Source organism: Mycolicibacterium agri, from assembly GCF_002553505.1.
Classification (GTDB): Bacteria; Actinomycetota; Actinomycetes; order Mycobacteriales; family Mycobacteriaceae; genus Mycobacterium; species Mycobacterium agri.
In genome coordinates, this window is the sequence record NZ_PDCP01000040.1 from 12,195 (window position 1) to 26,052 (window position 13,858).

The 13,858-nt window shown below is 67.7% G+C and carries 14 protein-coding genes; 9 read left to right on the top strand and 5 right to left on the bottom strand.

Annotated elements, in window-relative coordinates; all coding sequences use genetic code 11:
* A complete protein-coding gene (locus CQY20_RS20670; protein WP_097941953.1) occupies nucleotides 1-1,818 on the bottom strand; it encodes an AMP-dependent synthetase/ligase in 1,818 nt (605 codons plus the stop codon).
* 92 nt (nucleotides 1,819-1,910) lie between these two features.
* On the opposite strand from CQY20_RS20670, the gene CQY20_RS20675 reads away from it, so the two are divergent.
* The 5 genes from CQY20_RS20675 to CQY20_RS20695 all read left to right on the top strand — a co-directional run bounded on the left by CQY20_RS20675 (nucleotide 1,911) and on the right by CQY20_RS20695 (nucleotide 5,190).
* Nucleotides 1,911-2,300, top strand: a complete 390-nt coding sequence (locus CQY20_RS20675; protein WP_097941954.1) for a polyketide cyclase / dehydrase and lipid transport — start codon at nucleotides 1,911-1,913, stop codon at nucleotides 2,298-2,300.
* Nucleotides 2,301-2,382: 82 nt separating this feature from the next.
* Entirely contained in the window at nucleotides 2,383-2,820 is a 438-nt protein-coding gene (locus tag CQY20_RS20680) for an SRPBCC family protein (RefSeq protein WP_097941955.1), read from the top strand.
* 1 nt (nucleotide 2,821) lies between these two features.
* Nucleotides 2,822-4,096 carry an ArsA family ATPase gene (locus CQY20_RS20685; protein WP_163701551.1) on the top strand — a complete coding sequence of 425 codons (1,275 nt, stop codon included), beginning with the start codon at nucleotides 2,822-2,824 and terminating at the stop codon, nucleotides 4,094-4,096.
* Entirely contained in the window at nucleotides 4,093-4,443 is a 351-nt protein-coding gene (locus tag CQY20_RS20690; protein ID WP_097941991.1) for a hypothetical protein, read from the top strand. Before CQY20_RS20685 ends, CQY20_RS20690 begins: the two co-directional genes overlap by 4 nt.
* 51 nt (nucleotides 4,444-4,494) lie before the next feature.
* Nucleotides 4,495-5,190 carry a lysophospholipid acyltransferase family protein gene (locus CQY20_RS20695; protein ID WP_097941957.1) on the top strand — a complete coding sequence of 232 codons (696 nt, stop codon included), beginning with the start codon at nucleotides 4,495-4,497 and terminating at the stop codon, nucleotides 5,188-5,190.
* Here the strand turns inward: CQY20_RS20695 and CQY20_RS20700 are convergent.
* The gene (locus CQY20_RS20700) at nucleotides 5,187-6,506 is read right to left on the bottom strand and encodes a glycosyltransferase family 87 protein (protein WP_097941958.1); all 1,320 of its coding nucleotides are present in this window, start codon (nucleotides 6,504-6,506) and stop codon (nucleotides 5,187-5,189) included. The genes CQY20_RS20695 and CQY20_RS20700 overlap by 4 nt on opposite strands.
* Before the next feature lie 89 nt (nucleotides 6,507-6,595).
* Between CQY20_RS20700 and CQY20_RS20705 the strand changes: the two genes are divergently transcribed.
* From CQY20_RS20705 to CQY20_RS20715, 3 genes are all read left to right on the top strand, one after another.
* Entirely contained in the window at nucleotides 6,596-7,486 is an 891-nt protein-coding gene (locus CQY20_RS20705) for a hypothetical protein (protein WP_097941959.1), read from the top strand.
* On the top strand, nucleotides 7,483-7,965 hold the full coding sequence (locus CQY20_RS20710) for a polyadenylate-specific 3'-exoribonuclease AS (RefSeq protein WP_097941960.1): 483 nt from the start codon (nucleotides 7,483-7,485) through the stop codon (nucleotides 7,963-7,965). Before CQY20_RS20705 ends, CQY20_RS20710 begins: the two co-directional genes overlap by 4 nt.
* A gap of 151 nt (nucleotides 7,966-8,116) precedes the next feature.
* Nucleotides 8,117-9,505 carry a class II 3-deoxy-7-phosphoheptulonate synthase gene (locus CQY20_RS20715; RefSeq protein ID WP_097941961.1) on the top strand — a complete coding sequence of 463 codons (1,389 nt, stop codon included), beginning with the start codon at nucleotides 8,117-8,119 and terminating at the stop codon, nucleotides 9,503-9,505.
* Nucleotides 9,506-9,555: 50 nt separating this feature from the next.
* Here CQY20_RS20715 and CQY20_RS20720 read toward each other — a convergent pair whose 3' ends face one another.
* On the bottom strand, nucleotides 9,556-10,770 hold the full coding sequence (locus tag CQY20_RS20720; protein WP_097941962.1) for a protein kinase domain-containing protein: 1,215 nt from the start codon (nucleotides 10,768-10,770) through the stop codon (nucleotides 9,556-9,558).
* Between the two features lie 76 nt (nucleotides 10,771-10,846).
* On the opposite strand from CQY20_RS20720, the gene CQY20_RS20725 reads away from it, so the two are divergent.
* Nucleotides 10,847-11,251, top strand: coding sequence for an Rv2175c family DNA-binding protein (locus tag CQY20_RS20725; RefSeq protein ID WP_097941963.1), 405 nt, complete (start codon nucleotides 10,847-10,849; stop codon nucleotides 11,249-11,251).
* Here CQY20_RS20725 and CQY20_RS20730 read toward each other — a convergent pair.
* Nucleotides 11,206-12,699, bottom strand: a complete 1,494-nt coding sequence (locus CQY20_RS20730) for an alpha-(1->6)-mannopyranosyltransferase A (protein WP_097941964.1) — start codon at nucleotides 12,697-12,699, stop codon at nucleotides 11,206-11,208. The genes CQY20_RS20725 and CQY20_RS20730 overlap by 46 nt on opposite strands.
* A 19-nt stretch (nucleotides 12,700-12,718) precedes the next feature.
* On the bottom strand, nucleotides 12,719-13,798 hold the full coding sequence (gene idsA2, locus CQY20_RS20735; RefSeq protein WP_097941965.1) for a bifunctional (2E,6E)-farnesyl/geranyl diphosphate synthase: 1,080 nt from the start codon (nucleotides 13,796-13,798) through the stop codon (nucleotides 12,719-12,721).
* Between the last annotated feature and the right edge of the window lie 60 nt (nucleotides 13,799-13,858).

A 13,858-nucleotide genomic window follows, 5' to 3' on the forward strand; every position in this document is an offset into this window, starting at 1 on the left:
TCAGCCGTAGAGCGCTTCGATATCGGCGGCGAACTTCTGCACCACGACATTGCGCTTGACCTTCATCGTCGGGGTGAGCTCGCCGGTGTCCTCGGTGAAGTCGACGGGCAGCACCCGGAACTTGCGGATGGCCTCGGCCTTCGACACGGCCTGGTTGGCTTCCTTGATGGCCAGATCGATCTCGGCGACCAGGTCGGGGTCGTCGGCGAGGTCGGCGACCGTCGCGTCGTCGTTCTTGCCGTGGCGTTGCTTCCAGCCGGGGAACACCTCCGGGTCGATCGTGATCAACGCCGCGATGAACGGCTTGGCGTCGCCGACACACATCGCCTGGCTGATCAGCGGGTGCGCGCGCAACCGGTCCTCGAGCAGGGCGGGCGCGACGTTCTTGCCGCCGGCGGTGACGATGATCTCCTTTTTGCGGCCGACGATGGTCAAGAAGTTGTCGTCGTCGAGCGCGCCGAGGTCGCCAGTGTGGAACCAGGGGTTGGCCTCGTCGCCGGGATCGGCGGAGAACACCTTCTTGGTCTCCTCCTCGTTCTTCCAGTAACCGGAGAACACCACGCCGCCACGTACCAGCAGTTCACCATCGTCATTGATGCGTACGCTGTTGCCGGGCAACGGCTTTCCGACCGTACCGACCTTGAAGTCGTCGAGCCGGTTGACCGTGATCGCCGCACTGGTCTCGGTCAGCCCGTAACCCTCGTAGATGGTCAGCCCGACGCCGCGGTAGAAGTGGCCGAGCCGCACGCCCAGCGGCGCGCCGCCGGAGATCGCCGCATGGCACTCGCCGCCGAGCGCGGCCCGCAGCTTGCCGTACACCAGCCGGTCGAACAGCGCATGCTTGGCCCTCAGCAGCAGGCCCGGGCCGCCCTTGTCCTGGGCCTCGCTCCACTCGATCGCGGTGTTGGCCGCGATCTCGAAGATGCGCCCCTTGCCGTCGTCGCGGGCGTTCTGCTCGGCGGTGTTGTAGACCTTCTCGAAGACCCGCGGCACCGACACCACCAGCGTCGGCTTGAACACCGCGAACATCGGCACCAGATTTTTGATGTCGCTGGTGAAGCCGAGCGTCACCTTGTTCGCGAACGCCGCGATGGTGATGGCGCGGGCCAGCACGTGCGCCAGCGGCAGGAACACCAGCATCCGCTCACCCTTGGTGAGTAGCGTCGGGAAGCACTCCTTTGCCCCGCGGATCTCGTAGACCAGGTTGGAATGCGTCAGCTGGCAGCCCTTGGGCTGTCCGGTGGTGCCCGAGGTGTAGATCAGCGTGGCGGGGTCGGCCGACTTGATGCCGGCCAGCCGGGTGTCGAGCTCGGACGGATCGACCGACTTGCCCGCCTCGGCCAGCGCGTCCAGCGCCAACGTGCCCGACCCTTCGATCTGGAACACCTTGCGCAGGTCGGGCAACTCGCCGCGCAGCGCCTCGATCTTCTCGGCGTGGGCGTCGGTCTCGGCGAACGCCAACACCGCGCCGGAGTTGCTCAGCACGAACTTCACCTGCTCGGCCGAGCTGGTCTCATAGATCGGCACCGTCAGAGCGCCGATGGACAGGATCGCGAAGTCCAGAATCGGCCACTCGTAGCGGGTGGCCGACAGCACCGCCACCCGGTCGCCGGGCTGGACACCCTCGGCGATCAGGCCGAGCGCGGCCGAGCGGATCTGGCCGGCGGCCTGAGCCGCCGTCACGTCGGTCCATTCGCCGTCGACAAGGCGCTTGAAGATGACGTGGTCGGGATCGTCGCGTTCGTGCGAGTAGACGGAGCTGACGATGGTGTCGTGCGCGCCGACTTCGAACGTTGCTGGGACACTGAACTCGCGCACGGTCTTGCCTTCCAGATGGTCGCGGCTTTGCTTACCGCCAGCCTAGTCGGCTGCGGTCGGCCGCCGGGGTGACGTATGTGAAGCTAGTGCCGATGAACAGCATCCAGATCGCGGACGAGACGTTCGTGGCTGCCGATCCGGCGGCGGTCGGCAGGGCGGTGGCCGATCCTCAGAGTTGGCGGCGCTGGTGGCCGGACCTGCGGCTGAGGGTGGTCGAGGACCGCGGCGCCCTCGGCCATCGCTGGACGGTGCACGGCGCGCTGACCGGGACCATGGAGGTGTGGCTGGAGCCGGTCCTGGACGGGGTGATCCTGCACTACTTCCTGCACGCCGAGCCCTCGGGTGTGGCCGCCTGGCAGCTGGCCAAGATGAATCTCGCCAAGCTCACTCACCAGCGCCGGGTGGCGGGCAAGAAGATGTCGTTCGAGCTCAAGCAGAAGCTGGAAGCGTCACGGCCGGTCGGGATGCCCCCGCGCGCCTGATACTGAGTCGGATTCAGCGGCGACGGGTAGATTTCTGTTCCATCGGCTCCATCGACCACAGGCGAGTAGGAAAGCGGTTTACGTGGCGGACAAGACGGCGCAGACCATCTATATCGACGCGGATCCCTCGACGGTGATGGACGTCATCGCCGACATCGGCTCCTATCCCGACTGGGTCGCCGAATATAAGGAAGCCGAGGTGCTCGAGGCAGACGACGAGGGCTACCCGAAGACCGCTCGTCTGGTCCTCGACGCCGCCGTTCTCAAAGACACCATGGTGCTGGCCTACGACTGGCCGCCGGACCGCGGCTCGGTGACGTGGCGGCTGGTGTCGAGTTCGCTGCTGCGATCGCTTGAGGGGGCATACCGCCTGACTCCCAAGGGATCTGGCACCGACGTCACCTACGAACTGTCGGTCGACCTTCTCATCCCGATGATCGGCCTGCTCAAACGCAAGGCCGAACGCAGGTTGACCGAAACCGCATTGAAGGACCTCAAGAAACGAGTCGAGGCTGAGTGAAGTGAGCCATGCCGCGGAAGCGGCTGCCCACGCCCGAATCAGTCTGTTCGTTGGCAAGGGCGGGGTAGGCAAGTCGACACTGGCGACCGCCACCGCGGTGCGCGACGCGCAAAGCGGCATGCGGGTGCTCGTCGTGTCCACCGACCAGGCGCACTCGCTCGGCGATGTGCTCGGTGTGCCCGTCACGCCCACCGGTCTTCGCGCACCCACCCGGGTGCTGGCCGACCTCGACACCGGCGGCGAGGCCGCAGCCGGATTCCTCGACGCGCTGGCGCTGGACACGCTGGCGCTGCTGGAGGCCCGCTGGCGGGAGGTGGCGGAGTTGCTGACGGCCAGCTTCGAGGAATCGGAACTGGGAAGCATTGCGCCCGAAGAACTTTCGGCACTGCCGGGCATCCAGGAGGTGCTCGGCCTGCACGAGGTCGGCGAGCTGGCCAAGTCGGGGGAGTGGGATCACGTCGTCGTCGACTGCGCCTCGACGGCCGATGCGCTGCGGATGTTGACGTTGCCCGCGACAGTCGGGCTCTACCTGGAGCGGGCGTGGCCGCGGCACCGCAGGCTCAGCGCGGCGGCAAGCGAGGCGCGGACGGCGGCGATCGTCGAGTTGATGGAACGCGTCAATGCCGGCACCGACGCGTTGACCGGCCTGCTCACCGACGGCGAGCGGGTCAGCGCTCATCTGGTGCTCACCCCAGAGCGGGTGGTGGCCGCCGAGGCCGCGCGCACGTTGGGCTCGCTGTCGCTGATGGGTGTGCGGGTTGCCGAACTGATAGTGAATCAGATTCTGGTGCAGGATGATTCGTACGAATACCGCAACCTGCCGGAGCATCCCGCCTTCGACTGGTACGCCGAACGCATCTCCGAGCAGCAGGCGGTGCTCGATGAACTCGACGCCACGATCGGCGACCGCCAACTGGTGCTGGTGCCGCATCTGGCCGGTGAACCGATCGGGCCGAAGGCGCTGGCCGAACTGCTCGAATGCGCCCGCCGCCGCGACGGTTCTCCGCCGCCTGCACCGCTGCGTCCGGTGGTGGACCGCGAGTCGGGTTCCGGGTTGGATGCGGTGTATCGGTTGCGGCTAGAGTTGCCTCAAATCGACTCGAGCGCGCTGCGGCTGGGCCGGGTCGATGACGACTTGATCATCGGCGCCGGCGGTATGCGGCGCCGGGTTCGGCTGGCGTCCGTGCTGCGGCGGTGCATCGTGATGGACGCCCAACTCAAGGGCAGTGAGCTGACCGTGCGATTCCGACCCGATCCGGAGGTGTGGCCGTCGTGAATGACGCTCATCCCGAACTCGGGCCGGAGTTGCGCGCGCTGGCCCAGGCCATTCTGGACCGCCTCGATCCCGCCGTGCGCGCCGCGGCCGCTGCGGCCGGCGGCGACGGCCCCGGCAAGTGCCAACAGGTGTGGTGTCCGGTGTGTGCGCTGGCCGCGCTCGTCAACGGCGAGCAGCATCCGCTTCTGAACGTCATCGCCGAGCACAGCGTCGCGCTGCTGACCGTCGTGCGCGCCATGGTGGAGGACTTTCCGACCGCTTCCGGTCCGCAGCAACCGCCGCCCGACGAGCCGCCGCCGTCTGGGTCGAACCGGTATCAGCACATCCCGGTGACGGTCGAGGAGTGACGGTAGAGTTGTTTGTCGAGCACCGTCGGGTGCGGCAATCCGGGAGGGTCCATGTGGTATTGGCTGTTTAAGTACATCTTCATGGGTCCGCTGCTGTTTTTGCTGGGACGCCCGAAAGTCGAAGGGCTGGAATATGTTCCAGACCATGGGCCGGCGATCCTGGCGAGCAACCATCTGGCGGTCGCCGACAGCTTCTACCTGCCCTTGGTCGTCAAGCGCCGGATCACGTTCCTGGCCAAATCCGAGTACTTCACCGGTACCGGGCTCAAGGGCTGGTTCAATCGCTGGTTCTACACGGTGGCCGGGCAGGTGCCCATCGACCGCACCAACGCCGACTCGGCGCAGGCCGCGCTCGACACCGCGGAGCGGCTGCTGAAAGAGGGCAAGCTGCTCGGCATGTACCCCGAAGGCACCCGCTCGCCCGACGGCAGGCTCTACAAGGGCAAGACCGGTCTGGCGCGGGTCGCGCTGCGCACCGGTGTCCCCGTCATTCCGGTCGCAATGATCGGCACCGACGTCGTCAACCCGCCGGGCAGCAAGATGTGGCACTTCGGCCGGGTCACCGTGCGGTTCGGCAAGCCGATGGACTTCAGCCGGTTCGACGGACTCGAGGGAAATCGATTCATCGAGCGCGCCGTCGTCGACGAGGTGATGTACGAATTGATGCGGCTCTCCGGCCAGGAGTACGTCGACCTGTATGCGGCCGACATCAAGGAGGGAAAACAACCCCCCGCCGTCGCCGCTTAGCCCGTAGCGGGCGTCGCGGGCACCGGTCGCGCCTCGCCGACCGCCGCCGCCGAGCGCTGCACCTGCCGGGCCGACACCGTCCCGACGACGATGATCACCGCCAGCGCCCACCACATGTAGGAACTGCCCACCAGTTGGCGCCACAACGACGCCGTCGTCTCGCGGTGCTCGGGCATCAACGTGATCGGCGTCCACACCATCAGCGCCACCCCGGCCACGGTCACCGCGCCGAGCAGCGCATGCCGGTGCCGGAAGGCCACCACGCTGCACACCAGCACCGCGGGCAGCACCCACACCCAGTGGTGCGACCACGAGACCGGCGACACCACCAGACCGAACATCGCCACGCAGATCAGCGCCAGCACCGGCGCCTCGTTCACCGTGGCTGCGGCGGCCCCGCCTGCGCCGCGCAGCACCCGCCGCGCCGCCCACACGGTCAGCCCGAGCACCACGAAGCAGGCCAGGGTCCACAGCACGAACCGTTCACCCTGGCCGAGACCCAACCGGGCCAGGGTGCCCGCGATGTTCTGGTTGGTGTTCAGCGTGGCGGTGCCGATCCGGTCGGTGTTGATCACCGTGTGGCCCCAGTACTCCAGCGAGTCGCGCCATGCGAACGCGAAGCCGATCAACGTGGCGAGCGTCGCCGACGCCGCGGTGACGATCACCGACCGGAGGTCGCGGCGCAGCAGGAAATACAGCAGGAACACCGCGGGGGTGAGCTTGAGCGCAATCGCGATTCCCAGCAGGATGCCGCGCGGCCACGGGGTGCGACGGGGTACGCAGTCGGCGATCACCAGCGTCATCAGCACCACATTGATCTGGCCGAAGTCGAAGTTGGCGCGGATCGGCTCGAGGTAGACCACGGCGGGGGCGACGATCGCTGCGGCAAGCCAGCCGCGCCGCAGGCACGCAGGCTCGGCGGTGACCGAGGTCTGCGGCCAGACGTCGAGGCGGGTCAGCACGATGACGGTCGAGATGATCAGCAGCACGAAGGTGGTGACCGTGATCGCCACGCTGGCCGCCGTCAACGGCAGCAGGGCGAACGGCGCGAACGCGATCGCCGCCAGCGGGGGATAGGTGAACGGCAGTTCCAGCCCGCCGCGGGTCATGAACATCACGCCGTCGGCGTACAGCGGTTTGCCGTCGAGCCAGGCGCGCCCGCCCATGCGGTAGACGTCGATGTCGATCCGGTACGGGGTGTGGCCAAGCAGCCGCCAACCGGCCCAACCCACCGCCACCAGCGTGAGCAGCTGAAACAGGCGCCACGCGACGGTTGGCCACCAACCAGCCCCGCCGGGCGAGCGCCACCTACTCATGTCCCGACCAGACTATCGGCCTGCCACGGCGCGCCGAACCATATCCCCGGCACGTCGCAGGGTTTGCGGCGTAAGTTTTCTGCGTGCAGATGAAGCTTGACTTCTCGCTGGAGATCCCGCACGGGCGGATGCCGCTCGTGTGGTTCCTCGTCGCCTTCATCCTCACCTTCTTCGTGACCCGTACGATCGTCCGGTACATCCGCAGCCACGCCAATGACGACAAACCGCGCAAGTGGTGGCAGCCGCGCAACATCTCGGCGGGTGGGGGGCTGCACATCCACCATGTGGTCATCGGTGTCGTTCTCGTCATGATCTCCGGCGTCGCGATGGTCACATTGAGCGTTGACGGAGGGGTACCCGAATTCACGGTGGCAGCAACCTTTTTCGGTATAGGCGCAGCGCTCGTGCTCGATGAGTTCGCGTTGATTCTGCATCTGCAGGACGTGTACTGGGCCGAGGACGGCCGCACCTCGGTCGATGCGGTGTTCGCCGCGGTCGCCGTCACCGGCCTTTTGATCCTCGGGTTCAACCCGCTGTCGTTCTTCGACATCGACATCTGGCGGGAAAGTCACTCGCTGACGGCGCGGGCCGCGGTGATCGCGCTGGCGGTGCTGACGCTGGCGCTGGCGGTGGTGGTGCTGCTCAAGGGCAAGGTGTGGACCGGGCTGATCGGCATGTTCATCACTCCGCTGCTGTTGATCGGCGCGATCCGGCTGTCGCGCCCGCACGCGCCGTGGGCGCGGTGGCGCTACACGGACAAGCCGCGCAAGATGCACCGCGCGCTGGTGCGCGAACGCGTGCTGCGCCGACCTGTCGTGCAGGCCAAGCTGTGGCTGCAACACGTCATCGCCGGCGAACCACGCTTCCCCGACGACGCCGAGGTCAATCAGCAGCTCGACCGCGAGATCCACGCCGCGCCCGCCCCGGCCGGCGACGGCGCGGCGGTCGACGAGACGAAGACGGTGCAGGCCCCGGCGTGAAGTACTTCTACGACACGGAGTTCATCGACGACGGGCACACCATCGAGCTGATCTCCATCGGTGTCGCGGCCGAGGACGGTCGCGAATATTACGCGATATCAACGGAATTCAACCCGGAGCGGGCGGGTCGGTGGGTGCGCACCCATGTCCTGCCCAAGCTGCCGTCGCCGTCGTCGCAGCTGTACCGCTCGCGCAAGCAGATCCGCTCGGAGCTCGAGGACTTCCTCGGTGTCGACGGTGATGAGCCCATCGAGCTGTGGGCCTGGGTCGGCGCCTACGACCATGTGGTGCTGTGCCAGCTGTGGGGGCCGATGACCGCGCTGCCGCCCGCGATCCCGCGGTTCACCCGCGAGTTGCGCCAGTTCTGGGAGGAACGCGGCTGTCCGCGGATGCCGCCGCGGCCGCGTGACGCGCACGACGCCCTGGTCGACGCCCGGCACAACCTGCTGCGGTATCGGCTGATGATGGGGACCGAGTAGGGGCTGCGCGCCGACGCGGCCCACGAGCGTATGGGCGCTGTACGCCGGACGCCGGATACCGCTACCTAGCCCATACGGTCGTGGCGGCGACCGGAGTTGCTCTCGCCGGCGGCGCTACGGTTGCCAGGTTTGCGCTGGTTACCATGTACGGGTGAACTGGACTGTCGACGTACCCATCGACCAGCTGCCGTCGTTGCCGCCGCTACCGGACGAGATGCGGCACCGGCTGGATGCCGCACTGGCCAAGCCGGCCGCGCAGCAGCCCAGTTGGGACGCCGAGCAGGCCAAGGCGATGCGGACCGTGCTGGAGAGCGTGCCGCCGGTGACCGTGCCGTCGGAAATCGAGAAGCTCAAGGGGCTGCTTGGCGACGTGGCCCGCGGCAAGGCGTTCCTGCTGCAGGGCGGCGACTGCGCCGAGACGTTCGTCGACAACACCGAACCGCACATCCGCGCCAACATCCGCACCCTGTTGCAGATGGCGGTGGTGCTCACCTACGGCGCCAGCACGCCGGTGGTCAAGGTCGCGCGGATTGCGGGCCAGTACGCCAAGCCGCGGTCGTCCGACGTCGACGCGCTCGGGTTGAAGTCCTACCGCGGCGACATGATCAACGGTTTCGCGCCCGATCCCGCGGCGCGCGAGCATGACCCGTCGCGACTGGTCCGTGCGTACGCGAACGCCAGCGCCGCGATGAATCTGGTGCGGGCGCTGACGTCGTCGGGCTTGGCGTCGCTGCACCTGGTGCACGACTGGAACCGCGAGTTCGTCCGCACCTCGCCCGCGGGGGCGCGTTACGAGGCGCTGGCCGGCGAGATCGACCGCGGCCTGACGTTCATGAGCGCCTGCGGTGTCGACGACCGCAACCTGCAGACCGCCGAAATCTATGCCAGCCACGAAGCGTTGGTGCTCGACTACGAGCGCGCGATGCTTCGGCTGAGCGAGGACGAGAACGGTACGCCGAAGCTGTATGACCAGTCCGCGCACTACATCTGGATCGGCGAGCGGACCCGTCAGCTCGACGGCGCCCACATCGCGTTCGCCGAGGTGGTCGCCAATCCGATCGGCGTGAAGATCGGCCCGACGATGACACCGGAGTTGGCGGTCGAGTACGTGGAGCGGCTCGACCCCAACAACGAGCCCGGCCGCCTGACGCTGGTCAGCCGCCTCGGCAACAACAAGGTACGTGACCTGTTGCCGCCGATCATCGAGAAGGTGCAGGCGACCGGACACCAGGTGATCTGGCAGTGCGACCCGATGCACGGCAACACCCACGAGTCGTCCACCGGGTACAAGACCCGCCACTTCGACCGCATCGTCGACGAGGTGCAGGGCTTCTTCGAAGTGCACCGCGCCCTCGGCACGCACCCCGGCGGCATCCACGTCGAGATCACCGGCGAGAACGTCACCGAATGTCTCGGTGGAGCACAAGACATTTCGGACACCGATCTGGCCGGCCGCTACGAGACGGCGTGCGACCCGCGGTTGAATACGCAGCAGTCGCTGGAGTTGGCGTTTCTAGTCGCGGAGATGCTCCGCGATTAGGCAGAGGCGGAGATGCTCCGCGATTAGGCAGAGGCGGAGATGCTCCGCGATTAAACGAGTTCCTGCAGGTGGCTGCCGAGGGTCCACGCGGCGGCGGCCACTCCGCCGGTGAGGATGAGCACCGCGAGCACCCAGAACCACAGCGCGCGCTTGGCCCGCTGCCGCGCCCAGTAGAACTCCGCCATGTCGATTCCGGCGAATTGGTGTGCCACGCCGTGGAATTCGTCATCCGGCTCGTCTGCACGCCAGTCGTCGGGGGCGCGCGTGAGTTCGCGCGTGTGACGCCGCGGCGGCGCGGGTCTGCCCGTGTCGCCGGTCGCCGCCAACTCGTTGAGCCGGCTGTGGTGCACGGCCGCCGACTGATGTAGCGCGGAGTTGCGCGGCGCGGGCACCCGGAACGGGGGCAGCCCCAATTCGTCGACGATCGTCTCCAGTTCGGCGGCCATCTCGTCGGCGTCGGCGAAGCGGTCGCCGGGATGGCGAGCCGTCGCGCGCATCACGAGTTCGTCGAATTCCGTTGGTACGCCGCCGATTGCCGCGCTCGGCGGTGGCACGTCGTGGTCCATCCGCTGATACGCCACTGCGAGCGAGGAGTCTCCCTTGAACGGGGTGTCGCCGGTCAGCAGTTCATAGGTCAGGACGCCGACGGCGTAGACATCGCTGCCCGGGCTGGCGTCGCCGGTGCTGACCTGTTCGGGTGACAGGTAGGCCGCGGTACCCAAAATCACGCTGGTGGAGGTGATCTTGGCTTCCGCGATCGCGCGCACCAGGCCGAAGTCGGCGATCTTGACCTCACCGTCGTCGGAGATCAACACGTTCTCCGGTTTGACGTCGCGGTGCACCAACCCTTCTCTGTGGGCCACCGCCAGCCCACCGAGTACCGGCGCCAGCACCGCGGCCGCGGCATGCGGCGGCATCGGACCGCGTTCGAGCAGGAGTTCGCGCAGGGTGCCGCCCTCGATGAGTTCCATCACGAGGAACGGATGCTGACCGTCGATGCCCTGGTCGTAGACGGCGACCAGGCCGGGATTCTTCAACCGGGCAACCGCGCGGGCCTCGCGCTGAAATCTCGTCAGGAACTGGCTGTCGCCCGCGTAGCGGGAGTCCATCACCTTCAGCGCCACCGGCCGATCCAGTCGCAGGTCCAATCCGCGGTACACCCCCGACATCCCGCCGGTGGCGATCAACGTGTCGACGCGGTAGCGCCCGTCCAGCACGGCCCCGACGAGCGGGTCGGATTGCTGGTAGGCCTCCACCGGAATCATGGTACGGAGGGAAAAGCCCGAAACTGTGCTTGCCGACCGCCTCCGAGACCGCGTCGCGCGTCTTACACTCGGCCCCGTGAGCAGTATTCCGGCCGCTGACGATGTGCTCGATCCTTCAGAAGACGTTTATGACCTGCCGCACGTCGCCGAGTTGCTCGGCGTCCCGGTGACCAAGGTCCAGCAGCAGTTGCGGGAAGGCCACCTGGTCGGTGTGCGCCGCGACGGATCGGTGGTGGTGCCGAAGGTCTTCTTCGACGACACCGGCCACATCGTCAAGAGCCTGCCAGGGTTGCTGGTCGTGCTGCACGACGGCGGATATCAGAATACCGAGATCGTGCGGTGGCTCTTCACACCCGACCCGTCGCTGACGATCAGGCGCGACGGGTCGGTGGAACGGCAGGACAACGCCCGTCCCGTCGACGCGCTGCACTCCCATCAAGCGCGTGAGGTCGTGCGCCGCGCCCAGGCGATGGCGTACTGACCCGGCTGCTTGTAGAGCGAGTACCACGCCACCGCCGCGCAGACGGTGGCCAGCAGCACATGGATCCATGAGTACATGCCATGGCTGCCATCGGGTTTGAAGATGACCATGATCCAGGTGGAGAACCCGGCGATCAGCGCGATCGCCTGCCTGCTCTGCGCCAGCGCCGACAAGATCGCCAGCGGCCAGGTGTAGTACCACGGCAGCGCGGCGGGCACGAAGAGCACCACGATCAGCATCGCCCACGCGATGCCGGTCAGCACCTGGCGGTCGGTGTGCCGAAAACGCCACCACAGCACGGGAAGTGAGACGGCGATGATCGCGATGCCGATGATGCGGGCGACCTCGAGCACGGCGTAGAAGTTCACCGGGAAGAACAGCCCGCCGACGGCGTTGATGAGATTCGACACCGCGGTCGGCACGGTCAGCCAGTTGATGATCTTCACCGAGCCGGCCAGCGCGGTGAGCCAGCCGAGGCCAACACCCGCCCACCACGACAGCAGCGCGAACACGACGACGAATATCGCGACCGCACCCGCGGTCGCCGCCACGAACGCCCGCAGCGGCGACAGGTTGCGCTTCTCGCTCAGCTGCCTGGCCCACACCCACACCATGAACGGAAGGGCAAGGCCGGCGGTGGCTTTCACGGCCACCGCGACGACGATCAACGCGTTGCCCGCGATCGGATGCCTGCCGAAGATCAACGCGATGCCCGCGGCCATCAGGCCGACCATCAGCATTTCGTTGTGCACGCCGCCCATCAGATGGATGATCACCAACGGGTTGAGCGCGCAGATCCACAGCGCCGCCGCCCCGTTGGCGCCGACGTGACGGGCCAGCCGCGGCGCCGCCCACAGCAGCAGCACCAGCCCGGGCAGCATGCACAGCCTGAGCACCCACGTGCCCGCGATCACGTCGTCGCCGACCAGCATCGTGACGAACTTGGCGACAAGGATGAACGCTGGCCCGTACGGGGCGGTCGTCGTCGTCCAGATCGGACTGACGTTGTCCAGCAACGAGTTCGGATTGTCGACGGGACCATAGGCGTACGGGTCGAGGCCGTCGCGCAGCAGCGCGCCCTGCGCCAGATAGGAGTAGGTGTCGCGGCTGAACACCGGCACGGACAACAGCAGCGGCGCCAGCCAGAACCCCGTCGTGGCCACCATCGTGTACTCGCGCGCGGAGCCGTCGATCACCCGGCGGCCCAACCACAACCACGTGCACAGCATCACAGCGACGCCGCCCCACAACACGATCGACGACAGCACCAGCCCGTGCCCGAACCGCAGCCACGACAGGTGCAGCGACTCCAGCAGTGGGTCGTGCAGCCGCGTGCTGCCCGCGCCGAGCCCACCCGTGGTGATCATCACCGCGCCGAGGAAGCCCAGCAGTGCCGGCCGAGCCTCCGGCGACGTGCTGAAGGCGGAGAGCCTCGTGAGACTGGTCACTGCCTCTGGTTGCTCCTACTTAGGCCGACCGGTTGGCGGCCAACCTGGCGAGCGCCGAAAGGCCCGCCTTCGCTTGCGCGTCGATGGGGGCGGCGCCGAGGGTGTCCAGCGACCGCGAGGTGAGCATGTCGATGCGCTGCTCGACGGCGGCCAGCGCGCCGACCGATTCGATGACGCCACAGAGCTCGCGCACCTGCGCATCGGTGAGCTCGGTGCCGATCGAGGACCGCAACCGGGCTGCGGCGGCCGGGTCCGACCGGTCGGCGAGTTCGACCGCCTCGGCGAGCAGCACCGTGCGCTTGCCGGAACGCAAATCGTCACCTGACGGCTTGCCGGTGACCGCGGGATCGCCGAACACGCCGAGCACGTCGTCGCGCAACTGGAACGCGACCCCGATGTCGGTGCCGACGTCGTGGAAGATCGCCTGCACGTCGGGCCGGTCCGCCGCGGCGGCGACGCCGAGCTGCAGCGGGCGGGTGACGGTGTAGGAGGCGGTCTTGTAGGTGTTGACCGTCATCGCCGACGCCACGGTGGTCGCGCCGCTGGATTCGGCGACGATGTCGAGGTACTGGCCGCCCAGCACCTCGGTGCGGATGTCGGCCCACACCCGCTGCACCCGGCGCTGTGCGGCGGGGGGCAGGTCGGCCGTGGCGACGATGTCGTCGGCCCACACCAGAGCGAGGTCGCCGAGCAAGATGGCCGCCGACAGCCCGAACTGGTCGGGCGATCCGGTCCAGCCGCGGTCGCGATGGGCCTGGGCGAACAACCGGTGCACGGTGGGCAGGCCGCGCCGGGTCGCCGAGTCGTCGATCACGTCGTCGTGCACCAGCGCGCAGGCGTGCAGCAACTCCAACGCCGCGAACAGCCGGAGAATGGGCGGGTCGACGTCTCGGTCGGCGACCGCGCGCCAGCCCCAATAGGCGAATGCGGGCCGCAGCCGTTTGCCGCCGCGCAGCACAAATTCCTCGAGCGCCGCGGTCAGGTCGGCGTAGTCGTTTCCGATGTAGGCGCACTGTCGGCGGCGCTCGCCGATGTACTCCCGTAGTTGGTCCGTCACGGCGCTGGCCAACTCGACGGTTGACGGTGCCGCTGTGTCCAGGCTCAGCGCCGCGCCCCTTTCTCCAAGATCTGCCCCCTGACCGCCTTCAGAGTAGAGCCT